Genomic DNA, 13,434 nt, shown 5'->3' on the forward strand with positions numbered 1-13,434 from the left:
GGCAGCCGATAGTGTGGTCGCTCGTCCGAGACACCCCGCCGTCCCCGTACGGCACAGGTGTCCACCGCAGTCCACCGAACCGGGGCCCGTACCTCGATGTCCGTGCACAGCCACACGGCAGCCCAGCACGATGCCGCTGCCACACCAGAGTTCCCGCGTCATGTGGTGACCGCGGTCCTCGTCTCCCACGACGGCGCCCGCTGGCTGCCCGACGCGCTCGCCGGGCTGCTCGGCCAGGAGCGGCCGGTTCAGTACGTCATGGCCGCCGACACCGGCAGCGCCGACGACTCCGCCCAGCTCGTCACCGAGGCGCTCGGCCCCGACCGCGTGCTGCACCTCGCCCGGCGCACCGGCTTCGGCCAGGCCGTCGAGGAGGTCAACCGCACCGCGCCCGTCCTCACCCCGGACGACCTGCCGTACCTGCGGCGGCCGAGCGGCTGGGACCCCGTCACGCGCACCTGGCGCGACGACGCCTACGACCTGCCCGAGCTGCCGTACGGGGAGCCGGTGCAGTGGCTGTGGCTGCTGCACGACGACTGCGCGCCCGAACCCGACGCGCTGGCCGAGCTGCTGCGGGTGGTGGAGAACGAACTCGAACTGGGCCGCGACGACGTGGCCGTCGTCGGCCCCAAGCTGCGCGGCTGGTACGACCGCAGGCAGCTGCTCGAAGTCGGCGTCACCATCGCCAACTCCGGCCGCCGTTGGACCGGCCTGGACCGCCGCGAACAGGACCAGGGCCAGCACGACCACGTCCGGCCGGTGCTGTCCGTGTCCACCGCCGGCATGCTGATCCGCCGCGATGTCTTCGAACAGCTCGGCGGATTCGACCGGCGCCTGCCCCTGATGCGCGACGACGTCGACCTGTGCTGGCGCGCCCACGCCGCCGGGCACCGCGTCCTCGTCGCACCGGAGGCGGTCGTACGACACGCCGAGGCGGCCTCCCGCGAGCGCCGCACCGTCGACTGCGCGGGCCGCACCGCCGCCTCCCCGCACAAGGTCGACAAGGCCGGCGCCGTCTACACCCTCCTCGTCAACGCCCGCACGGCCACGCTGCCCTGGGTGCTGCTGCGGCTCGTCCTCGGCACGCTGCTGCGGACCGTCGCCTATCTGGTCGGCAAGGTGCCGGGCCAGGCGGTCGACGAGATCCGGGGCCTGCTGAGCGTGCTGCTGCGGCCCGAGCGGATCATCGCGGGCCGCCGACGGCGAGGCCGGCCGGTGGTCGACAAGGGCGAGCTGCGGCCGCTGTTCCCGCCGCCCGGCGCGACCGTGCGGGCCACCGTCGAACAAGTGGCGGGCAACGTCGTCGGCCGCTCCGACACGGAGGTCACCTCCGGCGCCGGACGGCACGGCGGCGCGGTGGAGTCCGGGCCCGGCGGCGACGACGCCGAGTTCCTGGAGATCGAACAGTTCGCCCGCCTGAAGCGCATCGCCCGCAACCCCGGCCCCATGCTCTTCGTGGTGCTGCTGTTCGCCTCACTGGTCGCCTGCCGCGAACTCCTCGGCGGCGGCTCCCTCGCGGGCGGCGCCCTGCTGCCCGCCCCCGCCGACTCCGGTGAGCTGTGGTCGCGTTACCTCGACTCCTGGCACCCGGTGGGCGCCGGCGGAGACGCGCCCGCGCCGCCGTATCTCGCGCTGGTGGCGATGCTGGCCTCGGTGCTGTTCGGCTCCACGGGCCTCGCGGTCACGGTGCTGCTGATCTGCTCGGTGCCGCTGGCCGGGTTCACCGCGTACTTCGCCTCCCGCGCGCTCGTCGAGTCCCGGCTGCTGCGCGCCTGGGCGGCCGTCGTCTACGCCTTCCTGCCCGCCGCCACCGGCGCCCTCGCCGGCGGCCGGCTCGGCACCGCTGTCCTCGCCGTGCTGCTGCCGCTCCTCGCGCGCGCGGCCATCGCGGCCAGCGGCCTCGCGAATGCCTCAGGCGCGCGCGGCACTTGGCGCGCCACCTGGGCGTACGCCCTGCTGCTGACGGTCACCACCGCGTTCACGCCGATCGTGTGGCCCGTCGCGCTGGTGCTCGGCATCGGCCTGCTCGCCGTGCGCCACGGCGACATCACCGCCTACGGCCTGCGCTTTCTGACCCAGCTGGGCACACCCCTGCTGCTCCTCGCCCCCTGGTCGCTGTCCCTGCTGCCGTTCGGCTTCTTCCGCGAAGCCGGTCTGGAGTACGGCGACTCGGCCGCCTCCGCCCTCGACCTGCTCGGCGCCAGCCCGGGCGGGCCCGGCACGGTCAGCGGCCTGATGCTGATCGGCATCGTGCTGGCCGCGCTGGCCGCCCTGATGAGGCACGAGCGCCAGCGGGGCATCTGGACGGCCTGGGCGGCCGCCCTGGTGGGCCTCGTCTTCGCGGTGCTGTCCAACAGCTCCGCCTGGGCCGGTCCCGCGACCCTCGTCTACGGCATCGCGCTCCTCACGGCCGCCGTGATGGGCGCCGAGGGGGCACGCGCGCGCGTGGCCGAGCAGAGCTTCGGCTGGCGCCAGCCGGTCGCCGCGCTGATCGCCTTCGCCTCGGCCGCGGGCCCGCTGCTCGTCGCCGCCGGCTGGATGCTCCGCGGCGCCGACGGACCAGTGGAGCGGCGCGATCCGGTGCAGGTGCCCGCGTTCGTCGCCGAGGAGAGCGGCACCCGCGACCAGGCCCGCACCCTCGTCCTCGACAGCGACTCGCCCGCCCACGTCGGCTACACCCTGGTCCGCGGCTCCGGCGCCCGCCTCGGCGACGCCGAACTCGCCGCGGCCGACGGCGGCAACGCCGCGCTCGACAAGGTCGTCGCCAACCTCGTCGCCGGCTCCGGCGCCGACCAGGCCGACCAGCTCGGCGACTTCGCCGTGCGCTACGTCCTCGTGCACAAGGGCGCGCCCCGCGAGGTCGGCCGCGTCCTGGACGCCACTCCCGGCCTGAGCCGGCTCAGCCAGCAGGACGGCAGCGCCCTGTGGCGGGTCGACCGCCAGGTCGCGCGCGCGGTCATCGTCCGGGCCTCCGGCTCCGGCGACCCGCAGCCGGTCGCCGCCGGACCCGTCGAGATCCACACCAAGGTCCCCGACGGCGCCGACGGCCGGATCCTGCGCCTCGCGGACACCGCCTCCGACGGCTGGACCGCCACCCTCGACGGCAAGCCGCTCACCCGCACCACTGTCGACGGCTGGGCCCAGGGCTTCGAACTCCCCTCCGGCGGCGGCACGCTGGACGTCACCTACGACGACCCGATCGCCCACACCGCCTGGCTGTGGGCGCAGGGCTTCCTCGCCGTCGTCCTCGTCGTGCTCGCCCTGCCCGGGCGCCGCCGTGACGTCGACGACGACCTCCCCGAGGAGCCCGTGATCCCCGCCCAGGCCGTCGCCGGCGAGGGCCGCCGCGCCCGCCGCCTGCGCGCACAGGCCGAGGCCGAAGAGGCCGGCCGGGACGAGGCGTTCCCGTCTCCGGCGCAGGAGGAGATCCCGGTGCCGGTGCCGCACCAGCAGTCCTACGACGACTGGGACACCGCGAGCCACGCGGGCGCCGAGTACGGCACGTACGGCGCGGAGCAGTACCAGGGCGCCGATCAGCAGTACGCGGCGGGCGCGTACGGGCAGCCGTACCAGAACGACCAGTACCAGGCGGACCCCTACCAGGGCGGGCAGTACGACCCGTACGCGTACGGAGGTTCGGCGCAGCAGGGGGCGTACGAGCAGACGTACGACCAGTACCCGCAGGGCTATGACGCGACGTACGACCCGGCGCAGCAGCAACGCCCGCATGGCAGTGAGCGCCCCGACGGGAGTCAGCAGTGAACCGCACCACCCTGTCCCTGATCGCCGGCGTCGGCGCGCTCGCCGCCGTCACCGGGTTCGCCGTGGTGTCCGCCCCGGACGCGACCGGCACGGGCACCGCCAAGGCGGCCGCCCGGTTGCCGGTGGAGCGCACGAGCCTGGCCTGCCCCGCGCCCAGCACGTCCGACCTCGCCGAGACGACGTACACCTCCTTCACCCCGGTCACCGAGGGCACGGGCAGCGAGGGGAAGGGCGAGCTGAAGTCGGTCAAGGGCGGCAAGGCCGGCAAGCCCGTGCTGGAGCCCAACGAGCCCGGCTCGCCGGTGTCCGGGGAGAGTTCGGGGGGTGACGCGCCCGCGCTGATCGGCACGGCGGAGGGGAAGTTCGCGCCCGGGTGGACCGTGCAGCAGACGACCGAGGTCGCCGCCGGTGCCGGGCGCGGGCTGCTGGGGGTCAACTGCCAGGCCCCGGACACCGAGTTCTGGTTCCCGGGGGCCAGCACGGCCGACGGGCGGACCGACTACGTGCACCTGACCAACCCGGACGACTCCGCCGCCGTGGTGGACATCGAGCTGTACGGCAAGGACGGGGCGCTGGAGTCCCCGGTGGGGGAGGGCATCACGGTCGCGCCCCAGTCCAGCGAGCCGATCCTGCTGTCGACGCTGACCGACGCAAAGGAGACCGACCTCACGGTCCACGTGAACGTCCGCAGCGGGCGGGTCGGTGCCGCGGTGCAGGCGCTGGACGACAAGGTGGGCGGCGACTGGCTGGCGCCGGCCGCGGAGCCGGCCGGGAGCCTGGTGGTGCCGGGCATCCCCAAGGACGCGACGGCGGTGCGCCTGGTCGCGTTCACGCCGGGCGACGCCGACGCCGACCTCAAGGTGCGGCTGGCCTCGCCGAGCGGGCTGATCACGCCGGCCGGGCACGAGACGCTGCACGTCAAGCCGGGCATGACGACCGCCGTCGACCTCGGGGACGTCACGCACGGCGAGGCCGGATCACTGGTGCTGACGCCCACGGACCGGGCGGCGCCGGTGGTGGCCGCCGTGCAGGTGGTGCGCGGGAAGGGCGACTCCCAGGAGACGGCGTTCATCCCGGCGACGCGAGCGGTGGGCACGCGCGCGTCGTCGGCCGGCAACACCGCGAAGGGCGTGGCCCTGTCGCTGGCCGCCCCGGGGGAGTCGGCGCAGGTCAAGGTCACGGCGTCGGCGGGCAGCGAGGGAGGCACGGCGGTGTCGAGGACGTACTCGGTCAAGGCGGGCACGACACAGGACGTCGAGGTGCCAGTGCCGAGCGGCCTCAAGGGCACGTACGCGCTCACGGTGGAGCCGGTGTCGGGCGGCCCGGTCTACGCGTCCCGCACCCTGACGGCGACGCAGGACGGCGTCCCGGCCTTCACGGTCCAGACCCTGCCCGACGACCGGGGGAAGGTGGCCGTGCCGGAGGCGAAGCAGGATCTGTCGGTACTGCAGAAGTAGGCGGTAGGCACGTCACCGGGCGATGCCCCCTCAGTCCTCGCCGTACCGCGGATCCACCGTCTCCGGCGTCAGACCGAGCAGTTCGGCGACCTGTTCGACGACGACCTCGTGCACCAGTGCCGCCCGCTCGTCGCGGCCCTTGGTGCGGATCTCGACCGGACGCCGGTAGACGACCACCCGCGCGGGACGCCCCTCACGTGCCGGAATCGTGCCGCCCAGCGGTACCGCCTCGTCGTTCCACGCCCGCCCGGGCCCGTCCAGCCTCGGTACTTCGAGGACGAGGAAATCGATGTCGGCAAGCTGCGGCCACCGCCGCTCCAGGCGCTCCACGGAGTCCTGCACCAGATCCGCGAACGCCTCGGCACGGCTCGCCGCGAGCGGCACCTGAGGGGGCGCGATCGGGCCGCGCATGCCCCGGCCGTGACGATCACGGCGGCGGGGCCCGGGGCCTGCGGCGCGGGGCGGTACTCGGTTGTCCATCACTGGTGAAGCGTAGTCCTCGCGCGAGGCGCGTGCCCGGCCTCCACGCGGCATTGCGGACCTGCACCCGCCGCCGCACGGCATGTCGCAGGATGACCATTCCAGCCAAGGTTGGGCTCGATTCCGTATCTCTCCGAGACCGGCGATCACGAGGCAATTGATGGCGTTTGTGTGCGGTGTTGACCGGTTTCGTGGTCGTACGAGACACCGGACAGACATGTCCGCGCAGGTCAGCCGGGTGTGTCGAAAGAGACCTGTGGGACGGTTCACGGCACGACACGGTGGAGTGACCTGGTGGAGAGTCGTCGCGGCCCGCTCAAGAGTGCGGTACCGTCCAACGTCGTGAGCCCTGTACGTCGCTGTTCGCGCACCGCTTGCGGCCGTCCCGCCGTAGCGACGCTGACGTACGTCTACGCCGACTCCACCGCGGTCCTCGGCCCGCTCGCCACCTACGCGGAACCCCACTGCTACGACCTGTGCGCCGAGCACTCCGAGCGCCTCACCGCCCCCCGCGGCTGGGAGGTCGTCCGGCTCCTCGACGGCTCCGCTCCGGCCCGCCCCAGCGGAGACGACCTGGAAGCGCTTGCCAACGCGGTGCGCGAGGCCGCCCGGCCCCAGGAGCGCGCGGCGCAGGCCGGTGGCGGCGGCCGCGCGGCGGACCCGATGGAGGTCGCGCGCCGCGGCCACCTGCGGGTTCTGCGTTCGCCCGACAGCTGATGCCGACATCGCCGCCGCCCTGGCGGCGCGGGCGCCATGGTCGCCGATCTACCCCGTGACCTCCGTGCCGGCCCTCGCCTACGTCATGAACCTCTCCGGGCAGGCGGCCGCCATTGTCTGATCGTGGTCGGCCAGAGTTCACCGGTGCTCGCCTGGATGCTGCCCTGACCTGAGGGTTACGGCTGGGAGTCCAGTTTCGGTCAGCGCAGGTCGTTGTCGGCGGGGGCGGGTAGTTTGGGGGCACCGATAGGACTTTCAGGAGGGTTGGCCGTGGCTGCTGATCTGTCGCAGATCGTGAAGGCGTACGACGTCCGCGGAGTCGTCCCCGACCAGTGGGACGAGCCGCTGGCCGAGCTCTTCGGGGCGGCCTTCGCCCAGGTGACCGGCGCCGACGCGATCGTGATCGGGCACGACATGCGGCCCTCGTCCCCCGGACTGTCGCGTGCCTTCGCGCGCGGGGCGGCGGCCCGCGGCGTCGACGTCACCGAGATCGGCCTCTGCTCCACCGACCAGCTGTACTACGCCTCGGGCGCGCTGAACCTGCCGGGCGCCATGTTCACGGCCTCGCACAACCCGGCCAAGTACAACGGCATCAAGATGTGCCGCGCGGGCGCCGCCCCGGTCGGCCAGGACACCGGCCTCGCCGAGATCCGCGAACTCGTCGAGCGGTGGAGCGAGTCGGGCACTCCCGAGCCGGCGGCGAAGCAGGGAACGATCACGCAGCGTGACACGTTGGAGGACTACGCGGCCCACCTGCGCTCGCTCGTCGACCTGACCTCCATCCGCCACCTGAAGGTCGTCGTCGACGCGGGCAACGGCATGGGCGGCCACACGGTCCCCACGGTCTTCGCGGGCCTGCCCCTGGACCTCGTGCCGATGTACTTCGAGCTGGACGGCACATTCCCCAACCACGAGGCGAACCCGCTGGACCCGGCCAACATCGTCGACCTCCAGGAGCGCGTCCGCACCGAGGGCGCCGACCTCGGCATCGCCTTCGACGGCGACGCCGACCGCTGCTTCGTCGTCGACGAGAACGGCGACCCGGTCTCGCCGTCCGCGATCACCGCCCTGGTCGCCGCCCGCGAGCTGGCCAAGCACGGCGGCGAGGGCGTCGTCATCCACAACCTGATCACCTCGTGGACGGTCCCGGAGGTCGTGAAGGAGAGCGGCGGCACGCCGGTCCGCACCCGGGTCGGCCACTCCTTCATCAAGGCCGAGATGGCCCGCACCGGCGCGATCTTCGGCGGCGAGCACTCCGCCCACTACTACTTCCGCGACTTCTGGAACGCCGACACGGGCATGCTGGCCGCCCTCCACGTCCTGGCGGCCCTCGGCGGCCAGGACGGCCCGCTCTCCTCCCTGGTCGCCCAGTACGACCGCTACGCCGGCTCCGGCGAGATCAACTCCACCGTCGACGACCAGCAGGCCCGCCTCGCCGCCCTCAAGTCGGCGTTCGAGGGCCGCGAGGGCGTCACCCTGGACGAACTCGACGGCCTCACCGTGACGGCCGACGACTGGTGGTTCAACGTCCGCCCGTCCAACACGGAGCCGCTGCTGCGCCTGAATGCGGAGGCGCGCGACGAGGCGACGATGACGAAGGTGCGGGACGAGGCGCTGGCGATTATTCGCGGGTGAGGGGGCCTGCCCAGGGGTGAGTGGACCGAGTTGAGAGCTGGGGGCCCGCCGACGGTCGGGCCCTCAGCCACCCCGTCGATCCGGGCCACGCGTGCCACCACAACCCCCGCACACCCCGCCCCCACGGCGGTACGCTGACCAGGCACATCCACACCACCACACGTACCCGCACCGGTACCCACACCGCCCGAAGGGACCCCCCATGCCGCTCGAAGCCGGCCTCCTGGAGATCCTCGCCTGCCCGGCCTGCCACGCCCCCCTCAAAGAGCAGGACACCGAGCTGATCTGCACCGGCCAGGACTGCGGTCTGGCGTACCCCATCCGCGACGGCATCCCCGTCCTCCTCGTCGACGAGGCCCGCCGCCCGGCGTAACAGCCCCGCAGAAGCCCGCGCGGATCAGGGCCCGCCAGGACGGGACCCGCCGCCCGCACAACCGACGACCCGGCGTTCGGAGGCTGCCGCCCATGCTCGACGAATCGCTGCTCGACTCCCCAGAGGGCCTCGCCCAGGCCGACCAGCGCGGCCTGCTGCGCGGCGCCGCCGAGGCCGGTGCCCGCGTCCGCACCGCCGCCCGGCACGCCATCGAGGCCGGAGTCAGTGAACTGAAACCCGACGGCCGCCCCCGCGCCGTCCTCATCGCAGGCCCCGGCGCCGCCGCCACCCATGCCGCCGACCTCCTCGGCACGCTGGCCGGCCCCGGCAGCCCGGTCACCCGCCTCGCCCCCTCCGGCGTCGCCCCCGCCGCGGGCGCCCTGCGCTGGGAACTCCCCGGCTGGGCCGGCTCGGTCGACCTGCTGCTGATCGCCACCCCGGACGGCACCGAACCCGGCCTGTCCCTGCTCGCCGAGCAGGCCTACCGCCGCGGCTGCACCGTCGCCGCCGTCGCCCCGGCCCGCACCCCGCTCGCCGAGGCCGTCGCGGGCGCCGCCCACGGCCTCTTCGTACCGATGGCGACCGCCCCGTACGAGCAGGACGAACCCCTCGCCGCCTCCGCACCCGGCGTCCTGTGGGCGCTGCTCACCCCGCTGCTCGCGCTGCTGGACCGCATCGGCCAGCTCGCCGCCCCGCCGGACGCGCTGGAGAAGGTCGCCGACCGCCTCGACCACATCGCCGAACGCTGCGGGCCGGCCATCGCGACGTACAGCAATCCCGCCAAGACCCTCGCCGCCGAACTCGCCGACGCGCTCCCGGTGATCTGGACGGAGGGCATCTCGGCCGGGCCGGCGGGCCGCCGTTTCGCCGCAGCGCTCGCCGAACTGTCCGGTCAGCCCGCCGTCGTGGCCGAACTCCCCGAGGCGCTCGCCGCGCACAGCGCCCTGCTCGCCGGGCCGCTCGCCGCCAGGGCCAACCCCGACGACTTCTTCCGCGACCGCGTGGAGGAGCCGCCCGCCCTGCACGCGCGCGTGGTGCTGCTTCGCGACCGCCCGATCGGCGGCCTGACCGCCGCCCCCGCCGCCCGTGACCTGGCCCTCAGCCACGACACGCCGATCAGCGAACTGGAACCCGAACCCGGCGGCGAACTGGAGACCCTCTCGGAACTGATCGCCATCACGGATTTCGCCGCCGTTTACCTGGCGCTCGCATCAAGGGCCTGATCTGGCCCAGGACGCCCCGACCTTCGTGCGTGAGGAGAACCGGCGCCCGTCCGCACAGAGAACCGGCAGAGAGAACCGCATGGACCGCCTCGACAACACCGTCCGCCCCTACGCCTGGGGTTCCACCACCGCGATCCCGCAGCTGCTCGGCGTCGAGCCGACCGGCGAACCGCAGGCGGAGATGTGGATGGGCGCCCACCCGGGCGCACCCTCGCGCACCGACCGCGGCACGCTCGTCGACGTCATCGCGGCCGCCCCCGAGAAGGAACTCGGCGCCGTAGCCGTGGCCAAGTTCGGCCCCCGCCTCCCCTTCCTCCTGAAGATCCTCGCCGCGGGCGCCCCGCTCTCCCTCCAGGTGCACCCCGACCTGGAGCAGGCCAAGGAGGGGTACGAGGAGGAGGAGCGCCGCGGCGTCCCCGTGGACGCCCCGCACCGCAACTACAAGGACGCCAACCACAAGCCGGAACTGATCTGCGCGCTCACCGAGTTCGACGGCCTCTGCGGCTTCCGCGACCCGCGCCAGACGGCCGACCTGCTCGACGGCCTCGGCGTCGACTCCCTCAAGCCGTACGTCGATCTGCTGCGCGCCCACCCCGAGGACGCGGCGCTGCGCGAGGTCCTCACCGCCGTCCTCACCGCGGACCCCGAGGAGATGGCCCGTACGGTCGCCGAGGCCACGGCCGCCTGCTCGCGTCTCGGCGGCGCCTACGCCCCGTACGCCGACGTCGCCCACCACTACCCGGGCGACCCCGGCGTGATCGCCGCGATGCTGCTCAACCACGTCCGCCTGCAGCCCGGCGAGGCCCTGTACCTCGGCGCCGGCATCCCGCACGCCTACCTCGACGGCCTCGGCGTGGAGATCATGGCCAACTCCGACAACGTCCTGCGCTGCGGCCTGACGCCCAAGCACATCGACGTCCCCGAACTCCTGCGCATCGTCCGCTTCGAGCCGAGCGACCCCGGCGTACTGCGCCCGGAGGCGTCCCCGGACGGCGAGGAGGTCTACGAGACCCCCATCGACGAGTTCCGGCTGTCCCGTTACGTCCTCCCCGAGGGCGGCACCCCCCACGACCTCACCCGCGCGACCCCGCAGATCCTGCTCTGCACGGCGGGCTCGGTCCGGACGGGCGAGCACGAGCTGAGGCCCGGCCAGTCCGTCTTCGTATCGGCAGGTGAAAAGGCCGAAGTGTCCGGTCCGGGCACGCTCTTCCGCGCGACCGTCGTGGCCTGATGCAGCGGGTGTGGTGATCTGGCCCACCGCTGTCGGACCGGACTGCAACAATGGCCCACCGGCAACGGACCGGCAAAGCTGAAGGGACAACGCGAACACATGAGCGCGTCAGGCGGCACCAAAGCGATCGTGGCGGCACTGCTCGCCAATCTGTCGATCGCGGTAGCGAAGTTCGTGGCGTTCCTCTTCAGTGGCTCTTCCTCGATGCTGGCCGAGTCGGTGCACTCGGTGGCCGACTCCGGCAACCAGGGCCTGCTGCTCCTCGGCGGCAAGAAGGCCCAGCGCGAGGCGACTCCGCAGCACCCGTTCGGTTACGGCCGCGAGCGCTACATCTACGCCTTCCTCGTCTCGATCGTCCTGTTCTCGGTCGGTGGCATGTTCGCCATCTACGAGGGCTACGAGAAGATCAAGCACCCGCACGAGATCGAACACTGGTACTGGCCGGTCGGCGTCCTGGTCTTCGCGATCATCGCCGAGACGTTCTCCTTCCGGATGGCCATCAAGGAGTCCAACGTCCTGCGCGGCCGGAAGTCGTGGAAGGAGTTCGTCCGCCACGCCAAGGCGCCCGAGCTGCCGGTCGTCCTCCTGGAGGACCTCGGCGCGCTCGTCGGCCTGATCCTCGCCCTCGGCGGCGTCGGCCTGGCCCTGCTCACCGGCGACGGCGTCTGGGACGGCATCGGCACCCTGTGCATCGGCGTCCTGCTCATCCTGATCGCGCTCGTCCTGGCCGTCGAGACCAAGTCGCTGCTGCTCGGCGAGGCGGCCGGCGTCGAGGAGGTCAAGAAGATCGAGGCCGCGGTCGTCGGCGGCGACGCCGTGACCGGCATCATCCACATGCGCACGCTGCACCTCGGCCCCGAGGAGCTCCTGGTGGCCGCCAAGATCGCCGTCCGCCACGACGGCACGGCCACGGAGATCGCCTCCGCCATAGACGCCGCCGAGGCCCGCATCCGCGAGTCGGTCCCGATCGCCCGCGTCATCTACCTGGAGCCGGACATCTACAGCGAGGCCGAAGCGGCCAAGGGCGCGGACCCGGAGGCGTCGCCGGGCGGCCCGAGCCACACCACCGTCCACTGACCTCATCCGCGTTTCCCCCGGTCGGCTGTGGGGGCGCCCGGTCGGTCGTACGGGACCCGGCGCTCAACCCCGGTGAGCACCGCGGCTACTCGACGTCTCTCAGAACGCTGAGCACCGCAACCCGGCATCCATCAGCTTCCGCGACAACAGCGCCAGAAACCGCAGATGCTCGTCGCCCGCGGCCGCTTCCGGTACGGCGATCATGAACACGGGCCTCGCCTTCGTACCGTCTGGCGAGCCCCACTCCACGCCCTGGTCCGACCGCGCGAAACCGACGACCGGCGCGGTCACCGCATCCGTCTTGGCATGCGGAATCGCGATCTCCCCGCCGAGCCCGGTCGTGCCCTGCTCCTCCCGCCGCAGCGCCGTCCGTTGTACGTGTGCGCCATCCCGGCCGGGCATCACACGGGAACGCCGTCCCGGACGCCCGCACGTTCGACCGGATGCCCCGATCACCCCGCACCCTGCAACACCCGCCCCACCACTCCAAGGCCCCTCTGCCGAGCGAAAAGCCCTGGTCATCCAGATATGCATGGCACATGCCTCTTCCTTCACCTCTGTCCTGTCGCAGCCGCAACGGTGATCCGTTGCCGACAGTGACCGGTTGCCGTGATCGGCGTGAATTGTTCGTAGGCGGGCTGGGGACGGCCGGGTCGCCCGGTGTAGCTTGGGACGGAGTCAGACGTCGCTGCTGATGGCGGTCGGGCGGTCCACAGCGGACCGGCCGAGGGAGAGAGGGCCTCCGACGGACTGCGCTGCGCGCACGCGGGCATGCCTGTGTGCTCTTCGGGCACCCTTGTGTCCGCCGCCGCGCAGATCAGCCGTACCCACCTCGACCCAACCACCGAGGAGCAGCACGCAATGACGACTGTCGAGAACCGACAGGACTTCAAGGTCGCCGACATCTCCCTGGCCGAGTTCGGCCGCAAGGAGATCACCCTCGCCGAGCACGAGATGCCGGGCCTGATGGCGATCCGCAAGGAGTACGCCGAGGCGCAGCCCCTCAAGGGCGCCCGCATCACCGGCTCCCTGCACATGACCGTGCAGACCGCCGTGCTCATCGAGACCCTGGTCGCCCTGGGCGCGCAGGTCCGCTGGGCGTCCTGCAACATCTTCTCCACCCAGGACCACGCCGCCGCCGCGATCGCCGTCGGCCCGAACGGCACGCCCGACAACCCGCAGGGCGTCCCGGTCTTCGCCTGGAAGGGCGAGACCCTGCAGGAGTACTGGTGGTGCACGGAACAGGCCCTGACCTGGCCGAACACCCCCACCGGTGGCCCGAACATGATCCTGGACGACGGCGGTGACGCCACCCTCCTGGTGCACAAGGGCGTCGAGTACGAGAAGGACGGCAAGGTCCCCTCGCCCGACACCGCCGAGTCCGAGGAGCACCGCGTCATCCTTGAACTCCTCACCCGCACCGTGAGCGAGAGCCCGCAGAAGTGGACCCAGCTGGCGTCCGAGATCCGCGGCGTGACC

Annotated in this window: 10 protein-coding genes and 1 pseudogene; 9 read left to right on the top strand and 2 right to left on the bottom strand. The window is 72.8% G+C overall.

Annotated features, from left to right (window positions below):
- Window positions 1–96: 96 nt before the first annotated feature.
- Together KWI83_RS31970 and KWI83_RS31975 are read left to right on the top strand one after the other, a co-directional pair.
- Window positions 97–3,762, top strand: a complete 3,666-nt coding sequence (locus KWI83_RS31970; protein ID WP_218517875.1) for a glycosyltransferase family 2 protein — start codon at window positions 97–99, stop codon at window positions 3,760–3,762.
- The gene (locus KWI83_RS31975) at window positions 3,759–5,219 is read left to right on the top strand and encodes a DUF5719 family protein (protein ID WP_218517876.1); all 1,461 of its coding nucleotides are present in this window, start codon (window positions 3,759–3,761) and stop codon (window positions 5,217–5,219) included. The genes KWI83_RS31970 and KWI83_RS31975 overlap by 4 nt, the downstream gene beginning before the upstream one ends.
- A 30-nt stretch (window positions 5,220–5,249) precedes the next feature.
- Here KWI83_RS31975 and KWI83_RS31980 read toward each other — a convergent pair whose 3' ends face one another.
- Window positions 5,250–5,699, bottom strand: coding sequence for a metallopeptidase family protein (locus tag KWI83_RS31980; RefSeq protein ID WP_171111420.1), 450 nt, complete (start codon window positions 5,697–5,699; stop codon window positions 5,250–5,252).
- Between the two features lie 294 nt (window positions 5,700–5,993).
- Between KWI83_RS31980 and KWI83_RS31985 the strand changes: the two genes are divergently transcribed.
- The 6 genes from KWI83_RS31985 to KWI83_RS32010 all read left to right on the top strand — a co-directional run bounded on the left by KWI83_RS31985 (window position 5,994) and on the right by KWI83_RS32010 (window position 11,955).
- The gene (locus KWI83_RS31985; RefSeq protein WP_073941309.1) at window positions 5,994–6,416 is read left to right on the top strand and encodes a DUF3499 domain-containing protein; all 423 of its coding nucleotides are present in this window, start codon (window positions 5,994–5,996) and stop codon (window positions 6,414–6,416) included.
- A gap of 270 nt (window positions 6,417–6,686) precedes the next feature.
- Window positions 6,687–8,051: a phosphomannomutase/phosphoglucomutase gene (locus KWI83_RS31990; RefSeq protein WP_218517877.1), complete on the top strand. Its 1,365-nt coding sequence runs from the start codon at window positions 6,687–6,689 to the stop codon at window positions 8,049–8,051.
- A 202-nt stretch (window positions 8,052–8,253) separates the two neighbouring features.
- The gene (locus tag KWI83_RS31995; protein WP_086773532.1) at window positions 8,254–8,424 is read left to right on the top strand and encodes a Trm112 family protein; all 171 of its coding nucleotides are present in this window, start codon (window positions 8,254–8,256) and stop codon (window positions 8,422–8,424) included.
- A gap of 92 nt (window positions 8,425–8,516) precedes the next feature.
- A complete protein-coding gene (locus KWI83_RS32000; RefSeq protein ID WP_218517878.1) occupies window positions 8,517–9,647 on the top strand; it encodes an SIS domain-containing protein in 1,131 nt (376 codons plus the stop codon).
- Between the two features lie 79 nt (window positions 9,648–9,726).
- Entirely contained in the window at window positions 9,727–10,878 is a 1,152-nt protein-coding gene (gene manA / locus KWI83_RS32005) for a mannose-6-phosphate isomerase, class I (protein ID WP_218517879.1), read from the top strand.
- A 99-nt stretch (window positions 10,879–10,977) separates the two neighbouring features.
- A complete protein-coding gene (locus KWI83_RS32010; protein WP_218517880.1) occupies window positions 10,978–11,955 on the top strand; it encodes a cation diffusion facilitator family transporter in 978 nt (325 codons plus the stop codon).
- Window positions 11,956–12,054: 99 nt separating this feature from the next.
- On the opposite strand, the pseudogene KWI83_RS32015 reads toward KWI83_RS32010, so the two are convergent.
- Window positions 12,055–12,324, bottom strand: a pseudogene (locus KWI83_RS32015) (PTS sugar transporter subunit IIA); the annotation flags it as partial.
- Between the two features lie 492 nt (window positions 12,325–12,816).
- On the opposite strand from KWI83_RS32015, the gene KWI83_RS32020 reads away from it, so the two are divergent.
- On the top strand, window positions 12,817–13,434 hold a 618-nt coding region (locus tag KWI83_RS32020), incomplete at its 3' end, for an adenosylhomocysteinase (RefSeq protein ID WP_218517881.1).

Source organism: Streptomyces sp. TRM70350 (assembly GCF_019219825.1).
Taxonomy (GTDB): Bacteria; Actinomycetota; Actinomycetes; order Streptomycetales; family Streptomycetaceae; genus Streptomyces.